This is a genomic window from Micromonospora aurantiaca ATCC 27029 (genome assembly GCF_000145235.1).
Taxonomy (GTDB): domain Bacteria; phylum Actinomycetota; class Actinomycetes; order Mycobacteriales; family Micromonosporaceae; genus Micromonospora; species Micromonospora aurantiaca.
In genome coordinates this window covers 6321461-6342443 of the sequence record NC_014391.1, presented here as the reverse complement: position 1 = coordinate 6342443, position 20983 = coordinate 6321461, and the positions used below count along the sequence as shown (strand labels likewise).

General features: G+C 73.4%; 24 protein-coding genes. 18 read left to right on the top strand and 6 right to left on the bottom strand.

All coding sequences use genetic code 11. The annotated features are described in order from the left end of the window. Positions 1-142: 142 nt before the first annotated feature. The 3 genes from MICAU_RS28305 to MICAU_RS28295 all read left to right on the top strand — a co-directional run bounded on the left by MICAU_RS28305 (position 143) and on the right by MICAU_RS28295 (position 3752). The gene (locus MICAU_RS28305; RefSeq protein WP_244879688.1) at positions 143-1435 is read left to right on the top strand and encodes a sensor histidine kinase; all 1293 of its coding nucleotides are present in this window, start codon (positions 143-145) and stop codon (positions 1433-1435) included. Positions 1436-1456: 21 nt separating this feature from the next. Beyond that, positions 1457-2140, top strand: coding sequence for a response regulator transcription factor (locus MICAU_RS28300; protein WP_030272198.1), 684 nt, complete (start codon positions 1457-1459; stop codon positions 2138-2140). Positions 2141-3179: 1039 nt separating this feature from the next. Further along, a complete protein-coding gene (locus tag MICAU_RS28295) occupies positions 3180-3752 on the top strand; it encodes a hypothetical protein (RefSeq protein WP_013288774.1) in 573 nt (190 codons plus the stop codon). 57 nt (positions 3753-3809) lie between these two features. Here MICAU_RS28295 and MICAU_RS28290 read toward each other — a convergent pair whose 3' ends face one another. Continuing rightward, complete coding sequence (locus tag MICAU_RS28290; RefSeq protein ID WP_041799125.1) at positions 3810-4616, bottom strand: DUF3109 family protein; 807 nt, start codon at positions 4614-4616, stop codon at positions 3810-3812. A gap of 74 nt (positions 4617-4690) precedes the next feature. On the opposite strand from MICAU_RS28290, the gene MICAU_RS28285 reads away from it, so the two are divergent. Beyond that, complete coding sequence (locus MICAU_RS28285) at positions 4691-5635, top strand: Ppx/GppA phosphatase family protein (protein ID WP_013288772.1); 945 nt, start codon at positions 4691-4693, stop codon at positions 5633-5635. Between the two features lie 75 nt (positions 5636-5710). Continuing rightward, positions 5711-6517, top strand: coding sequence for a sugar phosphate isomerase/epimerase family protein (locus MICAU_RS28280; protein WP_013288771.1), 807 nt, complete (start codon positions 5711-5713; stop codon positions 6515-6517). Positions 6518-6572: 55 nt separating this feature from the next. On the opposite strand, the gene MICAU_RS28275 is transcribed toward MICAU_RS28280, so the two are convergent. From MICAU_RS28275 to MICAU_RS28265, 3 genes are read right to left on the bottom strand one after another with little or no spacing between them, the layout of a single operon-like run. Next, on the bottom strand, positions 6573-7139 hold the full coding sequence (locus tag MICAU_RS28275; protein ID WP_013288770.1) for a CGNR zinc finger domain-containing protein: 567 nt from the start codon (positions 7137-7139) through the stop codon (positions 6573-6575). A 19-nt stretch (positions 7140-7158) separates the two neighbouring features. Beyond that, positions 7159-8325, bottom strand: a complete 1167-nt coding sequence (locus MICAU_RS28270; RefSeq protein ID WP_013288769.1) for a glutathionylspermidine synthase family protein — start codon at positions 8323-8325, stop codon at positions 7159-7161. 1 nt (position 8326) lies between these two features. Next, positions 8327-8602 carry a hypothetical protein gene (locus tag MICAU_RS28265; RefSeq protein ID WP_244879687.1) on the bottom strand — a complete coding sequence of 92 codons (276 nt, stop codon included), beginning with the start codon at positions 8600-8602 and terminating at the stop codon, positions 8327-8329. 117 nt (positions 8603-8719) lie between these two features. Between MICAU_RS28265 and MICAU_RS28260 the strand changes: the two genes are divergently transcribed. Further along, on the top strand, positions 8720-9640 hold the full coding sequence (locus MICAU_RS28260; RefSeq protein ID WP_013288767.1) for a proline dehydrogenase family protein: 921 nt from the start codon (positions 8720-8722) through the stop codon (positions 9638-9640). Between the two features lies 1 nt (position 9641). Here the strand turns inward: MICAU_RS28260 and MICAU_RS28255 are convergent, their stop codons facing one another. Beyond that, entirely contained in the window at positions 9642-10046 is a 405-nt protein-coding gene (locus MICAU_RS28255) for a VOC family protein (protein ID WP_013288766.1), read from the bottom strand. A 77-nt stretch (positions 10047-10123) separates the two neighbouring features. Between MICAU_RS28255 and MICAU_RS28250 the strand changes: the two genes are divergently transcribed. The 12 genes from MICAU_RS28250 to MICAU_RS28205 all read left to right on the top strand — a co-directional run bounded on the left by MICAU_RS28250 (position 10124) and on the right by MICAU_RS28205 (position 20088). Beyond that, positions 10124-10672 (top strand): alpha/beta fold hydrolase, encoded by a 549-nt coding sequence (locus MICAU_RS28250; RefSeq protein ID WP_244879686.1) that lies wholly within the window; start codon positions 10124-10126, stop codon positions 10670-10672. After that, complete coding sequence (locus MICAU_RS33295) at positions 10669-10917, top strand: alpha/beta fold hydrolase (protein WP_244879685.1); 249 nt, start codon at positions 10669-10671, stop codon at positions 10915-10917. The genes MICAU_RS28250 and MICAU_RS33295 overlap by 4 nt, the downstream gene beginning before the upstream one ends. Then, the gene (locus tag MICAU_RS28245) at positions 10910-11479 is read left to right on the top strand and encodes a TetR/AcrR family transcriptional regulator (RefSeq protein ID WP_013288765.1); all 570 of its coding nucleotides are present in this window, start codon (positions 10910-10912) and stop codon (positions 11477-11479) included. The genes MICAU_RS33295 and MICAU_RS28245 overlap by 8 nt, the downstream gene beginning before the upstream one ends. Then, the gene (locus MICAU_RS28240) at positions 11476-11811 is read left to right on the top strand and encodes a YrdB family protein (protein WP_013288764.1); all 336 of its coding nucleotides are present in this window, start codon (positions 11476-11478) and stop codon (positions 11809-11811) included. Before MICAU_RS28245 ends, MICAU_RS28240 begins: the two co-directional genes overlap by 4 nt. A gap of 116 nt (positions 11812-11927) precedes the next feature. Beyond that, positions 11928-13481 carry a hypothetical protein gene (locus MICAU_RS28235; RefSeq protein WP_013288763.1) on the top strand — a complete coding sequence of 518 codons (1554 nt, stop codon included), beginning with the start codon at positions 11928-11930 and terminating at the stop codon, positions 13479-13481. A gap of 28 nt (positions 13482-13509) precedes the next feature. Next, positions 13510-14907: an efflux RND transporter periplasmic adaptor subunit gene (locus MICAU_RS28230; protein WP_013288762.1), complete on the top strand. Its 1398-nt coding sequence runs from the start codon at positions 13510-13512 to the stop codon at positions 14905-14907. Beyond that, complete coding sequence (locus MICAU_RS28225; RefSeq protein WP_013288761.1) at positions 14904-15773, top strand: ABC transporter ATP-binding protein; 870 nt, start codon at positions 14904-14906, stop codon at positions 15771-15773. Before MICAU_RS28230 ends, MICAU_RS28225 begins: the two co-directional genes overlap by 4 nt. Further along, complete coding sequence (locus MICAU_RS28220; protein ID WP_013288760.1) at positions 15770-16954, top strand: ABC transporter permease; 1185 nt, start codon at positions 15770-15772, stop codon at positions 16952-16954. The genes MICAU_RS28225 and MICAU_RS28220 overlap by 4 nt, the downstream gene beginning before the upstream one ends. A 213-nt stretch (positions 16955-17167) precedes the next feature. After that, the gene (locus tag MICAU_RS28215) at positions 17168-17377 is read left to right on the top strand and encodes a helix-turn-helix domain-containing protein (RefSeq protein WP_013288759.1); all 210 of its coding nucleotides are present in this window, start codon (positions 17168-17170) and stop codon (positions 17375-17377) included. A 220-nt stretch (positions 17378-17597) separates the two neighbouring features. Continuing rightward, positions 17598-17699, top strand: a complete 102-nt coding sequence (locus tag MICAU_RS32145; RefSeq protein ID WP_007465623.1) for a 30S ribosomal protein bS22 — start codon at positions 17598-17600, stop codon at positions 17697-17699. A 119-nt stretch (positions 17700-17818) separates the two neighbouring features. Further along, entirely contained in the window at positions 17819-18892 is a 1074-nt protein-coding gene (locus MICAU_RS28210; protein ID WP_013288758.1) for an NAD-dependent epimerase/dehydratase family protein, read from the top strand. A gap of 338 nt (positions 18893-19230) precedes the next feature. After that, complete coding sequence (locus MICAU_RS28205) at positions 19231-20088, top strand: lysophospholipid acyltransferase family protein (protein WP_030269196.1); 858 nt, start codon at positions 19231-19233, stop codon at positions 20086-20088. Between the two features lie 15 nt (positions 20089-20103). Here the strand turns inward: MICAU_RS28205 and MICAU_RS28200 are convergent, their stop codons facing one another. Further along, entirely contained in the window at positions 20104-20982 is an 879-nt protein-coding gene (locus MICAU_RS28200; RefSeq protein WP_013288756.1) for an HAD family hydrolase, read from the bottom strand. Position 20983: the final 1 nt, after the last annotated feature.

The window sequence follows — 20983 nt, the reverse complement described above, 5'->3', positions numbered from 1 at the left end:
GCCCCACGCTAGGCCGAACGGTCGGCACCAGGGTGAACGCGGATGAACGACGCGGGGCCCACAGGTGAACTTTGCCGAAAGCGAGAGTGGTTCGTCCCTTTGTGCCCGATACCCGGGTTAACAATGACCCTACGATCGCCGGGTGGAATGGGCGGTGGCCGTCGTGGTGGCCGGAGCACTGGTGACCGGACTGGTCGCCGGGGCGCTGCTGTCCGGACCCGTTGACGAATGGCGGCGCCGCCGGGCGTCGCGGGGCGGCGGGCTCCTCCGTCGTGACGCAGGGAGGACGACCATTCCGGACGACCAGCAGGGGGGCCTATCCGGGCTCGGCCGCAAGACGATCGACTCGCTGCGCGCAGGCGTGGTGGTGCTCGGCCCGGACGACGTTCCGGTGCTGGTGAACCCCGCCGCCCGGGCGATGGGACTGCTCCGTACCGGGGCGACGCCGGGGTCGATCGCGGCGCACCCGTTGATCCGTACCCTCGCCGGGCAGGTCCGCCGCACGGGCGTGCGGCGCGAGATAGAGCTGGACCTGCCCCGGGGCCGCGACAGCGGCGGGGACAACCCGCTCGGTGTGCACCTGCGGGCGATGGGACTGGGCTCCGGCTACATCTCGATCGAGGCGGTCGACGTCACCGAGTCGCACCGTCTCGCGCGGGTACGCCGGGACTTCGTCGCGAACGTCAGCCACGAGCTGAAGACGCCGATCGGTGCGCTGCAACTGCTCGCCGAGGCGCTCGTCGACGCCACCGAACCGGCCGCCGACGGCGCGCCCGACCTGTCCGAGGACCTGGTCGCCGCGCGGCGGTTCGCCGAGCGGATCCAGCACGAGTCGACCCGGCTCGGCCGCCTCGTGCAGGAGCTGCTGGAACTGACCCGCCTCCAGGGCGCCGAACCGCAGCCCGCGCCCGAGCCGGTCTCGGTGGACTGGGTGCTCGCCGAGGTCGTCGACCGGACCCGCACCGCGGCCACCGCGCGCCGGGTGGAGATCGCCGTGGGTGGGCAGCGGGGCCTGACCGTGTACGGGAGTGACAGCCAACTCGCCACCGCTGTGGCGAACCTGGTGGAGAACGCGATCAACTACTCCGGCGAGGACACCACGGTCCGGGTGACAGTCACCGGCACCGAGGAACACGTCGAGATCGCCGTGGCTGACCAGGGCATCGGCATCGCCCCGAACGAGGTCGACCGGATCTTCGAGCGCTTCTACCGGGCCGACCAGGCCCGCTCCCGGTCCACCGGTGGCACCGGCCTGGGCCTGGCCATCGTCAAACACATCGCCAGCAACCATGGCGGCCGGGTGGACGTGTCGAGCACCCTTGGTGGGGGGTCGACGTTCACTCTCCGGCTGCCCGCACGCCCCCCGGACGACCTGGAGGCGACACTCGCCTCCGCTGGGATCGAGGCCGGCCCGGCCGAGCTCCGGCAGGTCTGACCACAGGAAAGGAAACACCCGTTGAGCCGCGTACTGGTGGTCGAGGACGAGGAGTCGTTCTCCGACGCCCTGTCCTACATGCTCCGCAAGGAGGGGTTCGAGGTCTCCGTCGCCGCGACGGGCCCCGCCGCCCTCACCGAGTTCGACCGGACCGGCGCCGACATCGTGCTGCTCGACCTGATGCTGCCGGAGATGTCCGGTACCGAGGTCTGCCGGCAGCTCCGCCAGCGCTCGCACGTGCCGATCATCATGGTCACCGCGCGGGACAGCGAGATCGACAAGGTGGTCGGCCTGGAGATCGGCGCCGACGACTACGTGACCAAGCCGTACTCGCCGCGCGAACTGGTCGCCCGCATCCGGGCGGTGCTGCGCCGGCAGAGCGCCGAGTCGAACGAGACGGGCGCGCCGACGCTCGCCGCCGGCCCGGTCCGGATGGACATCGAACGGCACGTGGTGACCGTCGGCGGCGCCGGCGTGCAGCTCCCGCTCAAGGAGTTCGAGCTGCTGGAGCTGCTGCTGCGCAACGCCGGGCGGGTGCTCACCCGGGGGCAGTTGATCGACCGGGTCTGGGGCGCCGACTACGTGGGCGACACCAAGACGCTGGACGTGCACGTGAAGCGGCTGCGCTCCAAGATCGAGCCGGAGCCGTCCGCCCCGCGCTACATCGTCACGGTCCGGGGCCTGGGCTACAAGTTCGAGCCCTGATCCCCCTTCCCCCCCCCCCCCCCCCCCCCCGGGTCGCCCTATCCCGCCGCCCCACCCTCGCCGATCTTGGAGTTGTGGCGCCACGACATGCCCGCTTTGGCGCGCTTCGCGAGGCACCACAACTCCAAGATCGCCGGGTCGGCGCGGGACGGTGATCAGCTCCCGCCGACCCCCGGGCAGGACCTGCCCAAGCCCCCCGGCCCCACCCGCCGATCTTGCACTTAGGTACCCGGCAAACCGCGTGAATGGGACACCTGAAGGGCTCGAACTGCAAGATCGCGCAGGCGAGCCGCGCGGCGCTTCACCCCCGCCCCCGAGCCGGTCTCGGGGTCGCGTCGATCATGAACTTGGCGGCGGTCGGTGTCCGTTTTGTCGCCGCTAACCTCATGATCGACGGTGGGGCCGAGCGCGTGAACCTCGCGTCGTGTCGGGCGGCAGGGTGGCGGCTGCCGTGCGGGGTGCCCCCACCGGGCGATCATCGCGCTGGGCTCGGCGCCTGATCCCGACTCCCGGTGGAGTGGTGCTGGGGGTGCAGGTGGTGCTGGTGGGAGGGTCCGGGGGGTGCGGCGAGGTGCGGGGCGCGGGAGTGTCGTGCCGGTGTGGGCGGGGGTGTCCGGTTCGGGGGTGGTGGGTGGCACTCTGGGGGTGGAATCGCGGGCGGGTGGGTGGCGTTGTAGCCGGGTGAACGACCGAGCGAGGCTCGCCCCGCGAGTGGGGTGGTATCTGCAAGGCCTTGGGAATCACCCCGGGGCCGCTGGTCGTTGAGTACGGTTCCGGCGACGTGAGCCGCGGGGAATCATCCTGGCCGGCTGGTCGTTGAACACGGTTCCGACGACGTGAACCCCCGCCGCTTTCTGGTGGCGTGTGGCGCCCCCCGGGAATGGTGGCGGGTGGCGGGTCGTTGAACAGTGTTCCGGCGCCGCGACGAGGCCCCCCCTGCCCCGGATCCCCCGAAGACTTTCTTGAGCGCCTGACGGTGCTCGCACCCGCGCCGGCCCCCCTGTCGGTGTGGGCGTCGATCCCCCGAATGGAGCCCCCCATGAACACGATTCTGCGTAAGAGCATTCTGGGTGTTGCTGGTCTGGCTTTCACCGGTGGCGTGTTCGCCGGCCCGGTGGCTGCGCACGCGGCGGACACCACCCACACCAAGCCGGTTGCGGTGACGGTGCAGGGTGACAAGCTGATCCCGCACGGTGTGCAGGGCAATCAGTCGCGTATCGACCTGAACGACGAGCAGACCGCCAACGTCAAGGCGATCATCGCCGCCACCAAGAAGGCTGGCATGGACGAGCGTGCCGCTGTCGTGTCGATCGCGACGGCGTTGCAGGAGTCGAAGCTGGAGAACCTCGGCCACCTCGGTGACCGTAACGATCATGACTCGCAGGGCCTGTTCCAGCAGCGCCCGTCCAGTGGTTGGGGCACGGTGGAGCAGATCACCGACCCGGAGTACTCCACGACGGCGTTCCTGAAGGGTCTGAAGCAGGTCGACGGCTGGCAGGACATGCCGCTGACCAAGGCCGCCCAGACCGTCCAGGTGTCGGCCTACCCGGACCACTACGCCCAGTGGGAGCAGCAGGCCGCCGACCTCGTCGCCCAGCACTGGAACAGCTAAGAGAACAAGTGAGACCAAGCTGAAGGCCGGCACCCCGAACCAACGGGGTGCCGGCCTTCAGTCGCTTGCGGGGTGCGGGGCGATCTGACCCTGGCGCTGCCGGGCGGCGCAGAGTTCGGCCAGCTTCGCGTACGCGGGCGCGCCGATCAGCGCGGTCAGCTCCGGCCCGTACGAGACGTACATCGGCTCGGCGCCGACGTGCGCGTCGGTGGAGGACGTGCACCACCAGTCGAGGTCGTGCCCGCCGGCGCCCCAGCCGCGCCTGTCGAACTCGGCCAGCGTGGAGATCAGCACCTTGGTGTTGTCCGGCCGCTTGTGCCACTCCTGGTCGCGGCGTACCGGCAACTGCCAGCAGACGTCCGGCTTGTACTCCAGCGGGTGCACGCCGTCGCGCAGCGCCTGGGCGTGCAGCGCGCAGCCGCCCCCACCGGGGAAGTCGGCGTCGTTGAGGAACACGCAGGGGGCGTCGACGTCGCGGGTGGCGGTACGCCGGGCCGGCGTCTTGCCGTCGACGGTGTCGTTCTCGGTCCAGTTCTTGAACCCGCGCCGGAAGTGCTGCCACGTCTCCGGCGTCAGCCGCTTCACCGCTGCCCGGACCCGCTTCTCGTCGTCGGAGTCGGTGAAGAACGCGCCGTGCGAGCAGCACCCGTCGGCGGCGCGCCCGGCGATGATGCCGTGGCAGCCCTGACCGAAGATGCACGTCCAGCGGGACAGCAACCAGGTCAGGTCGGCGCGGACGACGTGCTTCGCGTCGGCCGGGTCGACGAACTCGATCCACTCCCGTGGGAAGTCCAGCCCGACCTCGCGGCTGCGCGGGTCCTCGGGGTCGTCCACCAGCACGTGAAGCTCGATCTGCCCTGTCACTCGGACCAGCGTACGCGCGGTGACCCCGCCCGGCCGCCGAGCCGACGAAACGTGTTGGCCCTAGGGTCTTCCCCATGCGACTGGGTGTCCTCGACGTCGGTTCCAACACGGTGCACCTGCTGGTGGTCGACGCCCACCACGGCGCGCATCCCTGGCCGGCGCACTCGGAGAAGGTGGTGCTGCGGCTGGCCGAGCAGATCGGGCCGGACGGCGCGCTCACCGGCGGCGGCGCGGACGGCCTGGTCAAGGCGGTCGGCATGGCCCGGGCGGCGGCTGACGGGCTGGGCGCCGAGGATCTGCTGGCGTTCGCGACGAGTGCGGTCCGCGACGCCACGAACGCCGCCGACGTGCTGGCGCGCGTCCGCGACGAGACGGGCGTACGCCTGGAGGTGCTCTCCGGCGCGGACGAGGCGCGGATGACGTTCCTGGCGGTGCGGCGGTGGTTCGGCTGGTCCGCAGGGCGGCTGCTGGCGATGGACATCGGCGGCGGCTCGCTGGAACTGGCCGCCGGCATCGACGAGCACCCGGACGTGGCGATCTCGCTGCCGCTCGGCGCGGGACGGCTCAGCCGGGAGCGGCTCGCCGTCGATCCGGCCGGCACGGCGCCGCCGTCGGCCGAGGCCGTGGAGGAACTGCGGGCGTACGTGAACGCGCAGCTCGACCCGGTGGTGGAGCAGTTGACAGCGGTGGGCTGGGAGCGTCCGGTGGCCACCTCGAAGACGTTCCGCACGCTGGCCCGGCTGGCCGGCGCCGCGCCTTCGGGTGCGGGTCTGTGGGCGCGCCGCAGCCTGACCCGTACCGGCCTGCGGCAGGTGCTGGGGTTCATCAGGCACATCCCGCCGGCCCAGTTGCCCGAGCTGGAGGGGGTGAGCGCGCAGCGGGCCCACCAGCTCCTCGCGGGCGCGGTGGTGGCGGAGGCGGTGATGCGGCGCCTCGACGTGGACTGCGTGGACATCTGCCCGTGGGCGCTGCGGGAGGGCGTCATCCTGCGCCGGCTGGATCAGCTCGCGCCGATGTGACAGTACGAGCGCTCTGGGTTGCTTTGCGGTTGCTCGTCCCGATGCTCGCTGGCGGTTGGAGCTACCCTCGGAGGTGTGACTTACCGCGTTCCGGTGCTCCTGTCCACGTCCTCGGTCTTTCCCGAACGGACCGCGGCGGCGTTCCAGCTCGCCGCCGAGCTCGGCTACGACGGCATCGAGGTGATGGTCTGGACCGACCCGGTCAGCCAGGACGCGGGCGCGCTGCGCGGCCTCGCCGAGCACTACGGCGTCCCGGTGCTGTCGGTCCACGCCCCGTGCCTTCTCGTCACCCAGCGGGTGTGGAGCCCCGACCCGTGGGAGCGGCTGCGCAAGGCCGCCGAGCTGGCCGAGACGCTGGAGGCGCCCACTGTCGTGGTGCATCCGCCGTTCACCTGGCAGCGTGACTACGCGCGCACCTTCGCCGACGGGCTCGACACGATCGCCGGGCAGTTCGGCGGCCTGCACTTCGGGGTGGAGAACATGTATCCGGTGCGGATGGCCGGGCGGCAGTTCGTCCCGTACGCGCCGGGCTGGGATCCGACCGAGATCGGGTACGCCTCCTACACGCTGGACCTGTCGCACTGCGCGGCCTCGCACACCGACGCGATGGCGATGGCCGACCGGATGGGTTCCGGGCTGGCGCACGTGCACCTGGGCGACGGCACCGGCGAGGGGCGCGACGAGCACCTGGTGCCCGGTCGCGGCGGTCAGCCCTGCGCGGAGATGCTCCGCTCGCTGGCCGGGCGGGGGTTCACCGGCTCGGTGGCGGTGGAGGTGACCACCCGGGGCGCGAAGAGCCGCGCGGTCCGCGAGGCGGACCTGCGGGAGTCGCTGGAGTTCGCCCGGGCCAACCTGACCGCGCCGTCGCCGGTCGACGTCTGACCGGCACGCGCCGCCCCGGCCGCCGTTCGAGCAAGGGCGGCCGGAGCGCCGGAGGTCAGCTCACCGGGGACAGCGGCTGCGCCGGGACGGCCTGCTCGCCGACCGCGGCCCGCTTGCGGGCCCGGTGCGCTGCCACGTGGGAGCGGGTGGCGCAGCGCTCGGAGCAGAACCGCCGGCAGCAGTTGGACGAGGTGTCCAGGTAGACGTTGCCGCAGCGGTCGTCGGCGCAGACCCCGAAGCGGGCGCTGCCGTACTCGCAGAGCCACACCGACAGGCCCCAGACTGCGCCGGCCAGGTATTCGGAGGAGACCGACGCGCCCCGGCTGGTCACGTGCATGTGCCAGTCGGAGGAGTCGTGCCCGGAGATGCGCGGCTGCACCGGGAACGCCTCCAGCATCGCGTTCAGTTCGGAGACCGCGTCGGCGTCCCGGCCCGAGGTGCCGTACTCGAAGACGTCCCGGAGGCGCTTCTGCGCCCGCCGGAAGATCGCCAGGTCCCGTTCCGCGACCTCGTCGCGCATCCAGCCCTGCTCGTCCGAGAAGACGGCCCGCAGGCCGTCCAGGTCGTCCAGCCGGGCGTTGACGAGCTCGACCCCGGTCCGGGCGTACGCGTCGAAGTTCACGACACCAACGGTAGACGACTCAGAGCACACGCGGTGCGTCGATGTAGTGGGGCAGGAACCGCGCGTAACCGTCAGTGATGAGGCTCTCGCTCTCACGGACCCCGGCGCCCGCCGACTCGCCGTCCACGATCCAGCTCCCGAGCACCGTCCGGTTGCCCTCGAACTCGGGCAACGCGCGGAACTCCTGGAAGCAGAAGCCCTCGTCGCCGTAGATCCCCGGGTTGGTGATCTCCGTGTCGCCGGTCACGATGCGTACCGAGCCGCCCTCCCGACCGAGCAGCGGCTTGGCCACGTACTCGGTCATGCCGCGCGGCGAGTCCAGGTACGCGGGCAGCAGGTAGTCGTGCCCCGGGTACATCTCCCAGAGCACCGCCAGCAGCGCCTTGTTCGACAGCAGCAGCTTCCAGGCCGGCTCGATCCAGGTGGTGGGCGTGCCCGGGTCGAGCGCGGGCCGCCCGTACGGCTCGGCCAGCATCCACTCCCAGGGGTAGAGCTTGAAGCAGGTGGTGATCGGCCGGTCGTCGGCGTCGACGAAACGTCGCCCGTCCCAGCCGACCCGCTGGATCGGCATGAGCGTCACGTCCAGCCCGGCCTGGCGGGCCGTCTCGGCCAGGTAACCGGCGGTGATCTGGTCCTCGCCCGACTCCTCCTCGGAGGACCAGAGCACGTGTGCCCTCGGCTCGTGCAGGCCGGCGCCGATCTTGGCCCACGCGCCGACCAGCCGTTCGTGCAGGCTGTTCCACTGGTCCGCGTCCGGGCGGGTGTGCTCCAGCCAGTACCACTGCACGATGCTCGCCTCGACCAGCGCGGTCGGGGTGTCGGCGTTGTACTCCAGCATCTTCGGCGGTCCGCTGCCGTCGTACCAGAGGTCGAACCGGCCGTAGAGCGTCGGCGGGGACTCCCGCAGCGAGCGGGCGACCGCCTCGGCGGCCCACTCGGGGATGCCGAACTCGGCGTACCGGCGGCGGGCCACCACGTGCTCGGCGGCGGCCACCGACATCCGGTGCAGCTCCTCCGTGGCCTCCTCCAGCCGGAGCACCTCGTCGAGCGTGAAGGAGTACGCCGCAGTCTCGTCCCAGTACGACATGATCTCGCCGTCGGGCAGCTCGGTGTCCACGTACACCAGGCCCTGGGCCCGGATGGTCTCGTCCCAGCCGGGGCGCGGCGTGCTCGCCTCGCGGCGCACGTCAGCCGCCGCAGGAGGCGAGGTGGGTGCCGAAGCCGCCGCGCTCGGGCAGCGCGGCGGTCGGGGCGGCTTCGCCGCGCGCGGCGGTGGCCGGCGCGGGCACGAGCAGGGCGACGGCGACGGTGTCGCCGCCTCCGCCGGCCGGCCCGAGCGCGCAGTCGTCATCGTCGTCGTCGTAACCGTTGTTGCAGCCGGAGAGCGCGAGGGCCAGCGCGGTCAGCGCGCCGAGCTGCACGGAGGCCGAGCGGAGCCGGCGCCGGGGGTGTCGTCGATCCACGTGAACGTTGTAGCCGATCCCCGCCAGCCGGGGGTGCCCGGGCCGGTCGGAGGGCGGGAGGGAACGGGCCTCGGACGCACCCGGCGAGGGCCCGGTGGTGAGCGTTACGCTCGGCTCATGCTCCGTTCCGTCATCCTCGCCGCCTCCCGGTCTACCCAGGTGGAGCGGCTCGTCGCGACGGCCCCGTTCACCCGGGACGTCGTCCGCCGGTTCGTCGCCGGCGCCGCCACCGACGACGCGCTGCGCGCAACCCGCGAGCTGGTCGCCGACGGCCAAGCGGTCACCCTCGACTACCTGGGCGAGGACACCACCACCCCGGAACAGGCGAACGCCACCCGGGACGAGTACCTCACGCTGCTGAGCCGCCTCGCCGCCGCCGGGCTCACCCCGGCCGCCGAGGTCAGCGTGAAGCTGTCCGCGCTGGGCCAGATGTTCGACGAGCAGCTCGCGTACGACAACGCGCGGGCGATCTGCGCGGCGGCCGACGCGGCGGGCACCACTGTCACGCTCGACATGGAGGACCACACCACCACCGACTCGACGCTGGACATCCTGGCGAAGCTCCGCAAGGACCACCCGGGGACGGGCGCGGTGCTCCAGGCGTACCTGCGGCGGACCGAGTCGGACTGCCGGGAGCTGGCCTCGGCCGGGTCGCGGGTGCGGCTGTGCAAGGGCGCGTACAAGGAGCCGGAGTCGGTGGCGTACCAGTCCGCCCGCGAGGTGGACAAGTCGTACGTGCGCTGCATGAACGTGCTGATGTCCGGCGACGGCTACCCGATGCTGGCCACGCACGACCCGCGCCTGATCGCGATCGGCGAGGACCGGGCGCGCTGGTTCGACCGCGACCCGGGCCGGTTCGAGTTCCAGATGCTCTACGGCATCCGCCCGGAGGAGCAGCAGCGCCTGGTCGGCGAGGGCTACACGGTGCGGACGTACGTCCCCTACGGCGACCAGTGGTACGGCTACCTGATGCGCCGGCTCGCGGAGCGCCCGGCCAACCTGGCGTTCTTCGGCCGCGCGGTGCTGTCGAAGAAGTGAGTCAGTCGTTCGACCAGGCCCGGGTGCACAGCACGAGGCGGTAGCCGTCCGGGTCGGCGAACGTGACACCCCACCTGTCCCAGTACGGGCCGGCGGAGACCCTGGTCCCGCCGGCCCGTTCCAGTCTCGGGACCAGCTCGTCGTCGGCCGGGCCGTCGAGATAGAGCACTAACAGGTCCTCCCCGGTGGGACGCGGCTCGACCGCGAGCGTCGCGCCACCGACCAGCTCCAGGTGCCAGCCGGCCCCGGGCAGGCCGAGCATCACCAGGTCGTGCTCGTCCGCGTGGCCGCCCTCGCTCCGGTAGAGCACGTCCAGGCCCAGCCCCTGCGTCCAGAACCGTTCGGCGGCGGCGAGGTCGCGGCTCGGGCGGGCGAGGCGTACGTGGGTGTCGGCGGTGATCGGCATGCCCGGGATCGTGCGACCTCATCCCGGGTTGAGGTCAAGCTTGACGGTGGTTGGCTAATGCTATTAGCTTTACGGCTATGACGGTTAGCCAAGTGGCGCGGGACGGCGGCACGATCGCGTACGAGGTGCACGGGTCGGGACCGCTCGTGGTCCTCTCGCACGGCATGGGGGAGAACCGGGCGGCCTTCCGCCACCTGACGCCCCGGCTGGTCGCGGCCGGTTACCGGGTCGCCTCGGTCGACGTACGCGGGCACGGCGACTCCAGCGCGCACTGGCCCACGTACGCCCCCGAGCAGGTCGGCGGCGACCTGCTCGCCGTGGTGCGGGCGCTCGGCGGCGAGCCCGCCACCCTGGTCGGCAGCTCCTCCAGCGCCGCCGCCGTGGTCTTCGCCGCCGCCGAGGCACCGGACCTGGTGAGCGGCATCGTGCAGGTCAGCCCGTTCGTCGGCACGCCGAAGCCGAACCCGCTGATGCGTGTGGCGCAGGCGGCAGTGCTGCGCAGCCGCGGCTGTTCGGGCTGTTCCACCGCACGCTGTTCCCCTGCGGGCGGCCGGCCGACGACGCCGCGTACCGCAAGGAGCTGGTCGCCAAGCTGCGCGGCCGGATGGCCGCGGTGCGCGGCGTGATCGCACCGGCCGACCCGCACTGGACCGCCCGCGCGCCCGAGGTACGCCGGCCGGTGCTGGTTCTGATGGGTACGAAGGACCCGGACTTCCCCGACCCGGGCGCTGAGGCGCGGGCCGCGCGCCGGCTGTTCGCCGTGGCCGAGGCCCGGATGGTCGCCGAGTCCGGGCACTACCCGCACGCCGACCAGCCCGACGCCACCGCCGCCGACCTGGTCGAGTTCCTGGCGGTGACCGCACGTGCCTAGGGCCGGTCTGACCCCGGCGACTGTCGTGCGGGAGGCCGCCGCGCTCGCCGACGAGGTCGGCTACGAGAAGCTGACCCTGGCCGCGCTCGCCGCCCGGCTCGGCGTCGCGCTGCCGAGCCTCTACAAGCACGTCCGGGGCGCGGACGCGCTGCACCAGAAGCTCGCGGTGCTCGCCACCGCCGAGATCGCCGACGTGCTCACGGCCGCCGCCGCGGGTCGCTCCGGCGGCGACGCGTTGCGCGCCGTCGCCGCCGCCTACCGGGAGTACGCGCGGCAGCACCCCGGCCGCTACCCGGCCGCCCAGCGGGCGCCCGACCCGGCCGACCCCGAACACCTCGCCGCCGGGCAGCGCGCGGTCGGCGCGGTCCGCGCCATCCTGCTCGGGTACGGCCTCGACGGCGACGCCGCCACCGACGCCATCCGGATGTTCCGGGCCGCCGTGCACGGCTTCGTCGCCCTGGAGGCGGCGGGCGGATTCGGGCTGCCCCGCGACACCGACCGTTCCTTCGACGAGATGATCGCCGGCCTGGACCGCGCCTACCTCTCCTGGGAGAACCGATGAAGGCCCTGCTGCTCGGCGTGATCTTCCTGCTGGAACTGGCCCTTCTGGGCTCGGCCGGATACTGGGGCTTCACGCTCGGCACCGGCTGGCCGGTACGCCTGCTGGCCGGGCTCGGCACGCCGCTGGTGATCGCCGTGGTGTGGGGTCTGTTCTGCTCGCCGCGTGCAGCCGTTACGCTGCCCGACCCGGCCAAGCTCGCCGTCCAGGCCGCCTGCTTCCTGACCGGCGGCGTCCTGCTGACCCTGGCCGGCCACACGGTGCCGGCGGTCGCCCTGGTGGCCCTCTGGGCAGCCGACAAGACGGCCTTGACGCTGACCGGCACCCCGATCTGAGAGATCTTGGTACGAAACGGCCCCCATCAGGGCGCTTTCGTACCAAGATCTCTCGGCGGGGCGGAACAGCGGCGGGACTCTTTCCCGGAACGCCCGATTGGTCGTACCCTTCGCCGGTGACCGACGGCGACGAGCAGCCTCCCGGCCGGACGACGGACGGCGACGAGCCTCGCCCCACCGCCGACGCCGCCGCCGACGCAGGCGCCGCCAACGTCAGCGCCGCCGCCAGCGCTGACGACACGCGCGCTGACGACGCCCGCGTCGAAAACGCCGCCACCTCCGCCGGCGTGGACGCCGCCGTCGACACCATCGCACCGGCACCGGCACCGGCACCGGCACCGGATGCGGCGTCATTGCCGCACCCCGCCGCTGGTCCGGCGTCGTACCCCGTACCCCTGGCGCAGCCGGACCCGACGCGGACGGTGCGGCAACGACGGCGGTGGCCGCTCTGGACCGCGCTCGGGCTGGCGCTCGGCCTGGTGGCGGGCGCCGTGCCCGGCGTGCTCCTGCGGGAGTCGGCGCCTGATGCGGCCGGGCGGTCGGCCGCGAACGCCGACCCGGGCACGGCGGCGCAGCGGCGGCTCGGCGAGCGGATGCTCGCGCTGCTGGACCGGCAGGCCGCCGCCCTCGTCGGCGCGGACCGGGCCGGCTTCCTCGCGGTCGCCGAGCCGGCGGCCCGGCCGGCGCTGAGCCGCCGGTACGCGGCGCTGCGGGCGCTGCGGGTCACCGCCTGGCGGCCGGCTGCGGACGGTGTGCCGGAGGCTGTCGAGGGGCGGCCGGGGGAGTGGCGGCAGACGGTGACAGTGGGCTACTGCTTCGTGGTGCCGGAATGTGAGCCGAGCACTGTGGAGCTGGGTGCGCGCTGGCGGCTGGCCGGGGAGGAACCCCGGCTGACCGCGCTGGAACCGTCCGAGGCGGACCTGGCCGGTGTACGGCCGTGGCAGATGAACGACCTGGCCGTGACGGTCGGCAAGCGGGTCGTGGTGGCCACCACGCCGGCCCAGCGGCGCAAGTTGCCCGGCCTGCTCGCCCAGGCCGAGACCGCCGCCCGGGCCGCGGACCGGTACGCGATCGGCGGCCGGCCGCCGGACCGGTACCTCGTCTACTACGCCGGGAAGGGCGAGTGGCAGCGCTGGTACGGAGGCGGGCGGCCGAAGTGGACAGCCGGTTACGCGGTGGGCGTCGGCGGTGGACGCCACGACGTGGTGCTCAACGCCCAGATCGTCACCCCGGCCGGCCTCGACGACCTGCTCCGGCACGAGCTGACCCACGCCGCCTCGCTGCCCGACCGGGGCTACGCCGACCGCGCGGACTGGTGGCTGGTGGAGGGGCTGGCCGAGTACGCCGGTGCCGACGGCCAGCCCGTACACCGCTACGACGGCCTGACCGAGGTGCGGGACCTGCTGCGCGGCGGCTGGTCCGGGCGGCTGGAGGCGGTGGCGCCCGCCGACGACGCGAGCGACGACCGGGTCGGCGGCGCGTACGGCGTCGGCTACCTGGCCGTACGCCATCTGGTCGACAGGTACGGCGAGCAGCGGATGCTGGACTTCTACCGGGCCGTGGTGCACCAGGGACGGACCCCGGAGCAGGCCGCCGACGAGGTGTTCGGCGACCCGTGGTCGATGCTGCACGACGACTGCGTGGCCTACGTGCGGGCCGTCATCGGCTGAACGTCGACGCCTGTCGACGGGTCGTAGCATGGGCCGGGTGGCCCGCACTCCCTCGCCGCGGCTGCCCGCGGCCCGCCGCCCCCGTCTCGTCACAGCGGTGCTCGCCGTCGTCGCGCTGACCGGCACGACCGCCGCGTCCTGCGGCGACGACGCCCCGGCGGTCACAGTCGCCGAGGTGGGCCGCGCGCCGGTCAGCGAGGTGATCGACGCCCCGGCCACAGTCACCGCGCGAGCCGCCGCCACCCTCACCGCACCCGCCGACGGCACGCTCGCACGTCTGCAGGTGCAGCCGGGGCAGCGGGTGACCCGGGGGCAGGTGCTCGCGGTGATCGACTCGCCGTCGGCCCGGGACCGCCTGGCGAAGGCGCGGGACGCGCTGCGTGCGGCGAAGCGGGCCGGGCGGGGCACCGGCACCGGCGACCTGGGTGGCAGCCGGCGCGGCACCGACCGGGCTGCCGACGAGGCGTTCGCCGCCGCCCGCGCCGCCGCCGGCAAGGTCGGCGACCCGCAGGTACGCGCCGCGCTGCTGCTCCAGGTCCAGTCGGCGCAGCGGCAGTACGAGTCGGCCGCCCGCGCCGCCGACCGGGCCGTGGCCCAGGTGCAGCGCGGGGTCGCCGGCCTGAACAGCGCCGTCGGCGCGCTGTCGTCCGCGCAACGACTCCAGGCCCAGCAGGCGTACGACCTGGCGAAGGCGACAGTGGACGCGCTGACGTTGCGCGCGCCGATCGCGGGTGTGGTGCAGCCGGGCGGCACCCGGTCGGCGGCGCCGGCCGACCTGGCCGGGCTGCTCGGTGCGGCGGGTGGCGCGGCGGTGCCCGGTCTCGACCCGTCGGCGCTCGGCACGGGCGGGCAGGGCGGCCCGCCGCCGGGGGTGGACGACGCGATCCCGGCCGGTGGCCGGGTCACCGCCGGCACGCCGGTGCTCACCGTCGTGGACATCGGCCGGCTCGGCCTGCTCGCCGAGGTGGACGAGACCGACGTGCTGCTGGTCCGGGCCGGGGTGGCCGCGTCGGTCGAGCTGGACGCGGTGACCGGCGCGACGTACGAGGCGACTGTGCGGTCGGTGGACGTGCTGCCGACCAGCTCGGCGCGGGGCGGCGTCACCTACCGGGTCCGCCTCGACCTGGGCGCCGGCCGCCTCGGTGAGGCCGAGGCCGCTCCGGCACCCCGCCCTGGCATGAACGCCGTGGTACGGCTGCGGGTGCGGGAGGCCGCCGACGCGGTGGCGGTGCCGGCGTCGGCGGTGTTCTCCACCGACGGGCGGGACGCGGTCTGGGTGCTGCGGGACGGCCGGGCCGACCGGGTGCCGGTGACGGTGGGCGTGCAGGGGCAGGACCTGGTGCAGATCGTCGACGGCGTACGGGCCGGTGACCGGGTGGTGGTGCGCGGCGCCGACCAGGTGCGCGACGGCCAGGAACTCCCGTGACCGTACCGGCGGTCGAGGCGGTCGACGTCTGGCGCACGTACGAGCTGGACGGTGTCTCGGTGTCCGCGCTGCGCGGGGTGTCGCTCACCATCGACCAGGGCGAGTACGTGGCGGTGATCGGCCCGTCCGGCTCGGGCAAGTCGACGCTCATGCACCTGCTCGGCGGGCTGGACCGGCCCAGCGGCGGCCGGCTGGTGATCGGCGGGCGGGACGTGACCACGCTCACCGCGCCGGAGCTGGCGACGCTGCGCAACGAGACCATCGGCTTCGTGTTCCAGGCGTTCCATCTGCTGGCCCGTACGTCGGCAGTGGACAACGTGGCGTTGCCGCTCGTCTACCGGGGTGTCGGGGCGCGGCAGCGGCGGGAGCGGGCGGCGGCGATGCTGGGCCGGGTGGGGCTCGGTCACCGGCTGCACCACCGGCCCAACCAGCTCTCCGGCGGTGAGCAGCAGCGGGTGGCGATCGCCCGGGCGCTGGTCACCGAACCGGCGGTGCTGCTCGCCGACGAGCCGACCGGCAACCTGGACAGCGCCACCGGCGAGGCGGTGCTGGAGCTGCTGGAACAGTTGAACGCCGAGTCCGGGGTGGCGCTGGTGATGGTGACCCACGACCAGGAGGTGGCCGCCCGGGCACACCGGCGCATCGCGGTACGGGACGGGCTCATCCGGTCCGACAGCCTTCATGATCGACCGGCGTCGGACGGCTCCGGCGTACCTGCGACACTGGACCCCGCTCCCAGCGCGGAGCCCCGGTCCGCGTCCGGAAGCGGCCCGGGGCACCCGCCCGGTGGCCCCGGTGGCGCCACCGGGGCCACCGGGCGCCTTCCGCGCGCCGCAGGCGGCCGTCAGCAGGGCGACGCCGGATGAGGCTGGCCGAGGCGTGGCGGGTGGCGTCGGACGCGCTGCGGGCCAACCGGATGCGCAGCCTGCTGACCATGCTCGGGGTGATCATCGGGGTGGCCTCGGTGGTGATCCTGGTGGCCATCGGCACCGGCACGAAGCAGCAGGTCGAGCAGCAGGTCGAAGGGCTCGGCTCGAACCTGCTGCTGGTGGTGCCGGGCCGGATCGAGGTGGGCAACGCGCCTGTGGTCTCGCCGCTGGACCTCAGCGACGCCGACGCGGTCTCCCGGGTGGTCGGCGACCCCGGGCGGGTCGCCGTCACGGTGGCCTCCGGCGCTACCGCACGGGCCGGCAACCGGTCCGACTTCACCACTGTGCAGGGCGTCCTGGAGACCACCCCGTCGGTGTTCACCAGGTCGCTGTCGCGGGGCCGCTACCTCACCGGGGCGGACGTGGACACCAGCCGCCGGGTGGCGGTGCTCGGTGACTCGGTGGCCCGCGCGCTCTTCCCCGACCGGGATCCGCTCGGTCAGCAGGTCACGCTGGCCGGGGTGCGGTTCCGGGTGATCGGCGTCTTCGCCCCGCTCGGGCAGAGTCTCGGCGTGGACCGGGACGACGAGGTGCACGTACCGGTGACGGCGGCGCAACGGCTGTGGGGCACCCAGCGCATCGACGGCATCGCGGTGAAGGCGCCGGACCGGGAGCGGATCGACGAGCTCGGCGACCGGATCGTCGCGGAACTGTCCCGCCGGCACCCGGACACCGAGTTCAGCGCCGTCACCCAGCGGCAGATCCTCGGCGTGCTCGGCGACATCCTTGGCGTGCTGACCGGCGTGCTGGCGGCCATCGCGGGCATCTCGCTGCTCGTCGGCGGCGTCGGTGTCTCCAACATCATGCTGGTCTCGGTACGCGAGCGGACCCGCGAGATCGGCCTGCGCAAGGCGGTCGGCGCCCGCCCCCGCGACATCGGCGTGCAGTTCCTGCTGGAGGCGGTGCTGCTGACATCGGTCGGCGGCCTGACCGGGATGGCGCTGGGCGTGGGCACCGCGCTGCTCGTGGACGCGTTCTCGCCGATCCCGGCGGCGATCACCTGGTGGTCGCTGGCGCTGGCGTTCGGCGTCTCCGCGGCGGTCGGCATCGTCTTCGGAGTGGTGCCGGCGCAGCGGGCCGGACGGCTCGACCCGGTGGTGGCGCTGCGCGCCGAGTAGACGGCGGTCGCCCGGATCGGACGAGACACCCGTCCGGGCGAAAAAGCCCTGGTGGACATCGGGTGAACGGCTGTCTCGCCATGATCAAAGGGTGGAAGGGATCGCGCAGGTCACAGCCGTCCCGCTACCGTACTGGTTACACGCGCGTCGCTCGTCGAGGCGGGAACACCTGCCCGGTGACACGCGCCGGGCACGGGAATGGGTCGGTGAGCCATGGCCGGGTCGCAGTCCGACGCACGGCTGTCGGATGTCAGGTTCCTGACCGTCGCCGAGGTGGCGACGGTCATGCGGGTCTCCAAGATGACCGTCTACCGCCTCGTGCACAGCGGTGAGCTGACCGCGGTACGGGTCGGCAGGTCGTTCCGGGTGCCCGAGCACGCCGTGCACGAATACCTCCGGGGCGCCTTCCAGGAGTCCGCCTGAGCCCTCGGCGCACCGTCCGCCGAGTGCGACGAAAAGGGGCATCGACGGGGGCGCGTTGGTCCTGCTGACGCACTCCGGTTAGGCTGGGCCACGACCGTGACCGCTCTCTGGTGTGCCCTGCCCACCACGCTGGTCCGGTCCGTTGTCCGCAAGCGGTCACGGCGCCACCCGTGGTGGTGCCGTCCGGTCCGCCCCGCACGTTGCATCGAAAGGCTGTCGTATGGGCTCGGTGGTCAAGAAGCGCCGCAAGCGCATGGCTAAGAAGAAGCACCGCAAGCTGCTGCGCAAGACCCGCGTCCAGCGTCGCCGTCTCGGCAAGTGACCGGTGCCGGGCAGCAGCCCGGCACCGGCACCACTTGCCAACTGTCGACCCTCGGAGGCTCAGGTGATCAGGCCGCGGACGTCCCGGCTCGATCCCGCCTGCCGCGCTAGGCGCACGACATGACCCCCGGTGACACCTCCGGTGCCCCGGGGGTCGTCGTCGTCACCGGGGTCGGCCGCTGGCTCGGCGCCCACGTGGCCGCCCGGCTCGCCGCCGACGAGCGGATCGAACGGGTCATCGGGGTCGACCCGGCACCACCCAACCCCGAGCTGACCGACCTGCTCTCCGACGTCGAACGCATCCGCCTGGACCTCGACTCGCTCGGCGGCCTCCTGCACGACCTCGACGTCGACACGGTGGTGCACCTGGCGCTCGTCACCGCCCCCGACCCGCAGCAGGGCGGCCGGGCGGGGATGAAGGAACAGAACGTCATCGGCACCATGCAGCTGCTCGCCGCCGCGCAGCGCGCGCCCCGGCTGCGCAAGCTCGTGGTCCGCTCGTCCACCGCCGCGTACGGGGTGTCGTTCCGCGATCCGGCCGTCTTCACCGAGGAGACCGAGCCGCGCGAGGTGCCGCGTGGCGGTTTCGGCCGCGACATCCTCGACATCGAGGGGTACGTCCGCGGGTTCCGCCGCCGTAGGCCCGACGTCACCGCGACGGTGCTGCGCTTCGCGCCGTTCATCGGGTACGCCGCCGACACCACGCTCACCCGCTACTTCTCCCAGCCGGTGGTGCCCACCGTCTTCGGCCGCGATCCGCGCCTGCAGTTCGTGCACTTCGACGACGCGCTGGAGGTGCTGCACCGGTCCGTCGCCGAGGACCACCCGGGCACGTACAACGTCGCCGGGCCGGGGGTGCTGTCGCTGTCGCAGGCGATCCGCCGGGCCGGCCGGGTGGCGGTGCCGGTGCTGGAACCGGGCCTGGCCGGGGTCGCCGCGGTCGCCCGCAGTCTGGGCTTCGGCCGGTACGGCTTGGACCAGGTGGACCTCTTCGTGCACGGTCGGGTGGTGGACACCAGCCGACTGGAGCGGGAGTACGGCTTCACGCCCCGCTCGACCGCCGCCGCGTTCGAGGACTTCATCCGCGCCCACCACGGCGGAGTCGTGGTCACCCGGGACCAGCTCGCCGCCGCCGAGCAGTTGGTGCTGGAGAGCATCCGGCAGGTCCGCTCGACCGTACGGGAGCGTTCGTGAGCAGCCCCGACGAGCGGCGTGACGCGCGTTACGACGTACCGCTGGGTGTGCCGGATCCGGGCGCGGAGCCCGCGCGGCGTAACGGGCACCGCCGGGTGACCGCGCCGTCCGCCCGCCCGGCGGCGCCGCCGGACGAGCCGGACACCTCCGCCGACGAGCCGGGCGCCTCCGCCGGCGCGGGCGTTCCGGCCACGCCGCACCAGCCGGCGAAGAAGACAGTGGCCAAGAAGACGGTCGCGAAGAAGGCCGTGGCGAAGAAGGCCGTCGCCAAGAAGGCCGTCGTGCAGCAGGCCCCCGCGGACGAGGCACCGACCGGGAACGCGCCGTCGGGTCCGGCCGTGGCCGACCGGCCGGGGGACCACTGGGACCGCAAGGTGGCCCAGGGACTGGCGTTCCTGCGGCGGCGGCTCGCCGGTGACTACGAGGTCGACGAGTTCGGCTTCGATCCCGACCTGACCGACGCGGTGGTCCACCCGCTGGTCCGGCTGCTCTACCGGGACTGGTTCCGCACCGAGGTCAGCGGCATCGAGCACGTGCCCGACGAGGGCGCCGGTCTCGTCGTCGGCAACCACTCCGGCACCGTGGCGCTCGACGCGCTGATCCTCTCCACCGCGCTGCACGACCGGCACCCGGCGCACCGCTACCTGCGGCTGCTCGGCGCCGACCTGGTCTTCCGGATGCCCGTCGTCTCCGAGATAGCCCGCAAGACCGGCGGCACCGTCGCGTGCAACCCGGACGCGGAGCGGCTGCTCGGCAACGGGGAACTGGTGGGCGTGTTCCCGGAGGGCTTCAAGGGCGTCGGCAAGCTCTACGCCGACCGCTACAAGCTCCAGCGCTTCGGCCGGGGCGGGTTCGTCTCCGCCGCGCTGCGCACCGGTACGCCGATCGTGCCGGTGGCGATCGTCGGCGGCGAGGAGATCTATCCGATGCTCGCCGACATCAAGCCGCTGGCCCGGCTGCTCAAACTGCCGTACTTCCCGGTCACGCCGACGTTCCCCTGGCTGGGTCCGCTGGGCATGGTGCCGCTGCCGAGCAAGTGGCTGATCGAGTTCTGCCCGCCGATCCCGACCGCGCACCTGCGCGACGCGGCGGACGACCCGCTCGTGGTGTTCAACCTCGCCGACCAGGTGCGGGAGACGATTCAGCAGACGCTGCACAAGCTGCTCGAACGCCGGCCGGACCCGTTCGGCCCCTGAGCCGGGCCGCGCCGGTCAGGCGTCGCGGTGGCGGCGCCGGTGCAGCGCCAGACCGGCCGTGACCGCGCCGGCGAGCAGCCCGGCCGCCGCGGTGGAGGGCACGGCGATGCGTACGGCCCGGCGCCCGGTGCGGAAGTCGCGCACGTCCCAGCCCTGCTCGCGGGCCTGCCGCAGCAGCGCCGGATCGGGGTTGACGGCCACCGCGCGGCCGACCGCGCGGAGCATCGGCAGGTCGTTCGCCGAGTCGCTGTAGGCCGCGCACCGGGCCAGGTCCAGCCCTTCCACGGCGGCGAGCTGGGTGACCGCCTCGGCCTTCGCCGGCCCGTGCATCAGGTCACCGACCAGCCGCCCGGTGTACGCGCCGTCGACCACCTCGGCCACAGTGCCGATCGCGCCGGTCAGGCCGAGCCGGGTCGCGATCACCCGGCCGATCTCCACCGGGGCGGCGCTGACCAGCCAGACCCGCTCGCCCGCGTCGAGGTGGCGCTGCGCCAGGCGACGGGTGCCGGCCCAGATGCGCGGCGCCATCAGCTCGTCGAAGATCTCGTCGGTGAGGCGTTCCATGTCGTCGACCCGCCAGCCCTGGACGAAGGCGAGCGCGGCCTCCTTGGCCTGCGACATGTCGCCCGCGTGCTCGGTGGCGAGCAGCCGGAACCGTGCCTGCTGCCAGGCGAACCGGGCCAGGTCCCCGGTGGTGAAGTACTTCCGGGCGGCCAGCCCGCGGGCGAACCAGTAGATCGACGCGCCCTGCATCATCGTGTTGTCCACGTCGAAGAACGCGGCCGCGGTGGGGTCGGGCGTGACTGTGGTCGCCGGTGCCGAGGGGGTCTCCGACCAGCCCGCGGTGTGCCCGTGCGCGTCGGTGCTGACGGTCACCTTCCGGCTCCCGGCCACG

What these genes read in the sequence shown, in the direction of transcription:
- MICAU_RS28295 (WP_013288774.1), top strand. Translation starts at nt 3,180, where the DNA reads ATGAACACGATTCTGCGTAAGAGCATTCTGGGTGTTGCTGGTCTGGCT.
- MICAU_RS28285 (WP_013288772.1), top strand. Translation starts at nt 4,691, where the DNA reads ATGCGACTGGGTGTCCTCGACGTCGGTTCCAACACGGTGCACCTGCTG.
- MICAU_RS28260 (WP_013288767.1), top strand. Translation starts at nt 8,720, where the DNA reads ATGCTCCGTTCCGTCATCCTCGCCGCCTCCCGGTCTACCCAGGTGGAG.
- MICAU_RS28255 (WP_013288766.1), bottom strand. Translation starts at nt 10,046, where the DNA reads ATGCCGATCACCGCCGACACCCACGTACGCCTCGCCCGCCCGAGCCGC.
- MICAU_RS28250 (WP_244879686.1), top strand. Translation starts at nt 10,124, where the DNA reads ATGACGGTTAGCCAAGTGGCGCGGGACGGCGGCACGATCGCGTACGAG.
- MICAU_RS28240 (WP_013288764.1), top strand. Translation starts at nt 11,476, where the DNA reads ATGAAGGCCCTGCTGCTCGGCGTGATCTTCCTGCTGGAACTGGCCCTT.
- MICAU_RS28230 (WP_013288762.1), top strand. Translation starts at nt 13,510, where the DNA reads ATGGGCCGGGTGGCCCGCACTCCCTCGCCGCGGCTGCCCGCGGCCCGC.
- MICAU_RS28220 (WP_013288760.1), top strand. Translation starts at nt 15,770, where the DNA reads ATGAGGCTGGCCGAGGCGTGGCGGGTGGCGTCGGACGCGCTGCGGGCC.
- MICAU_RS28215 (WP_013288759.1), top strand. Translation starts at nt 17,168, where the DNA reads ATGGCCGGGTCGCAGTCCGACGCACGGCTGTCGGATGTCAGGTTCCTG.
- MICAU_RS32145 (WP_007465623.1), top strand. Translation starts at nt 17,598, where the DNA reads ATGGGCTCGGTGGTCAAGAAGCGCCGCAAGCGCATGGCTAAGAAGAAG.
- MICAU_RS28210 (WP_013288758.1), top strand. Translation starts at nt 17,819, where the DNA reads ATGACCCCCGGTGACACCTCCGGTGCCCCGGGGGTCGTCGTCGTCACC.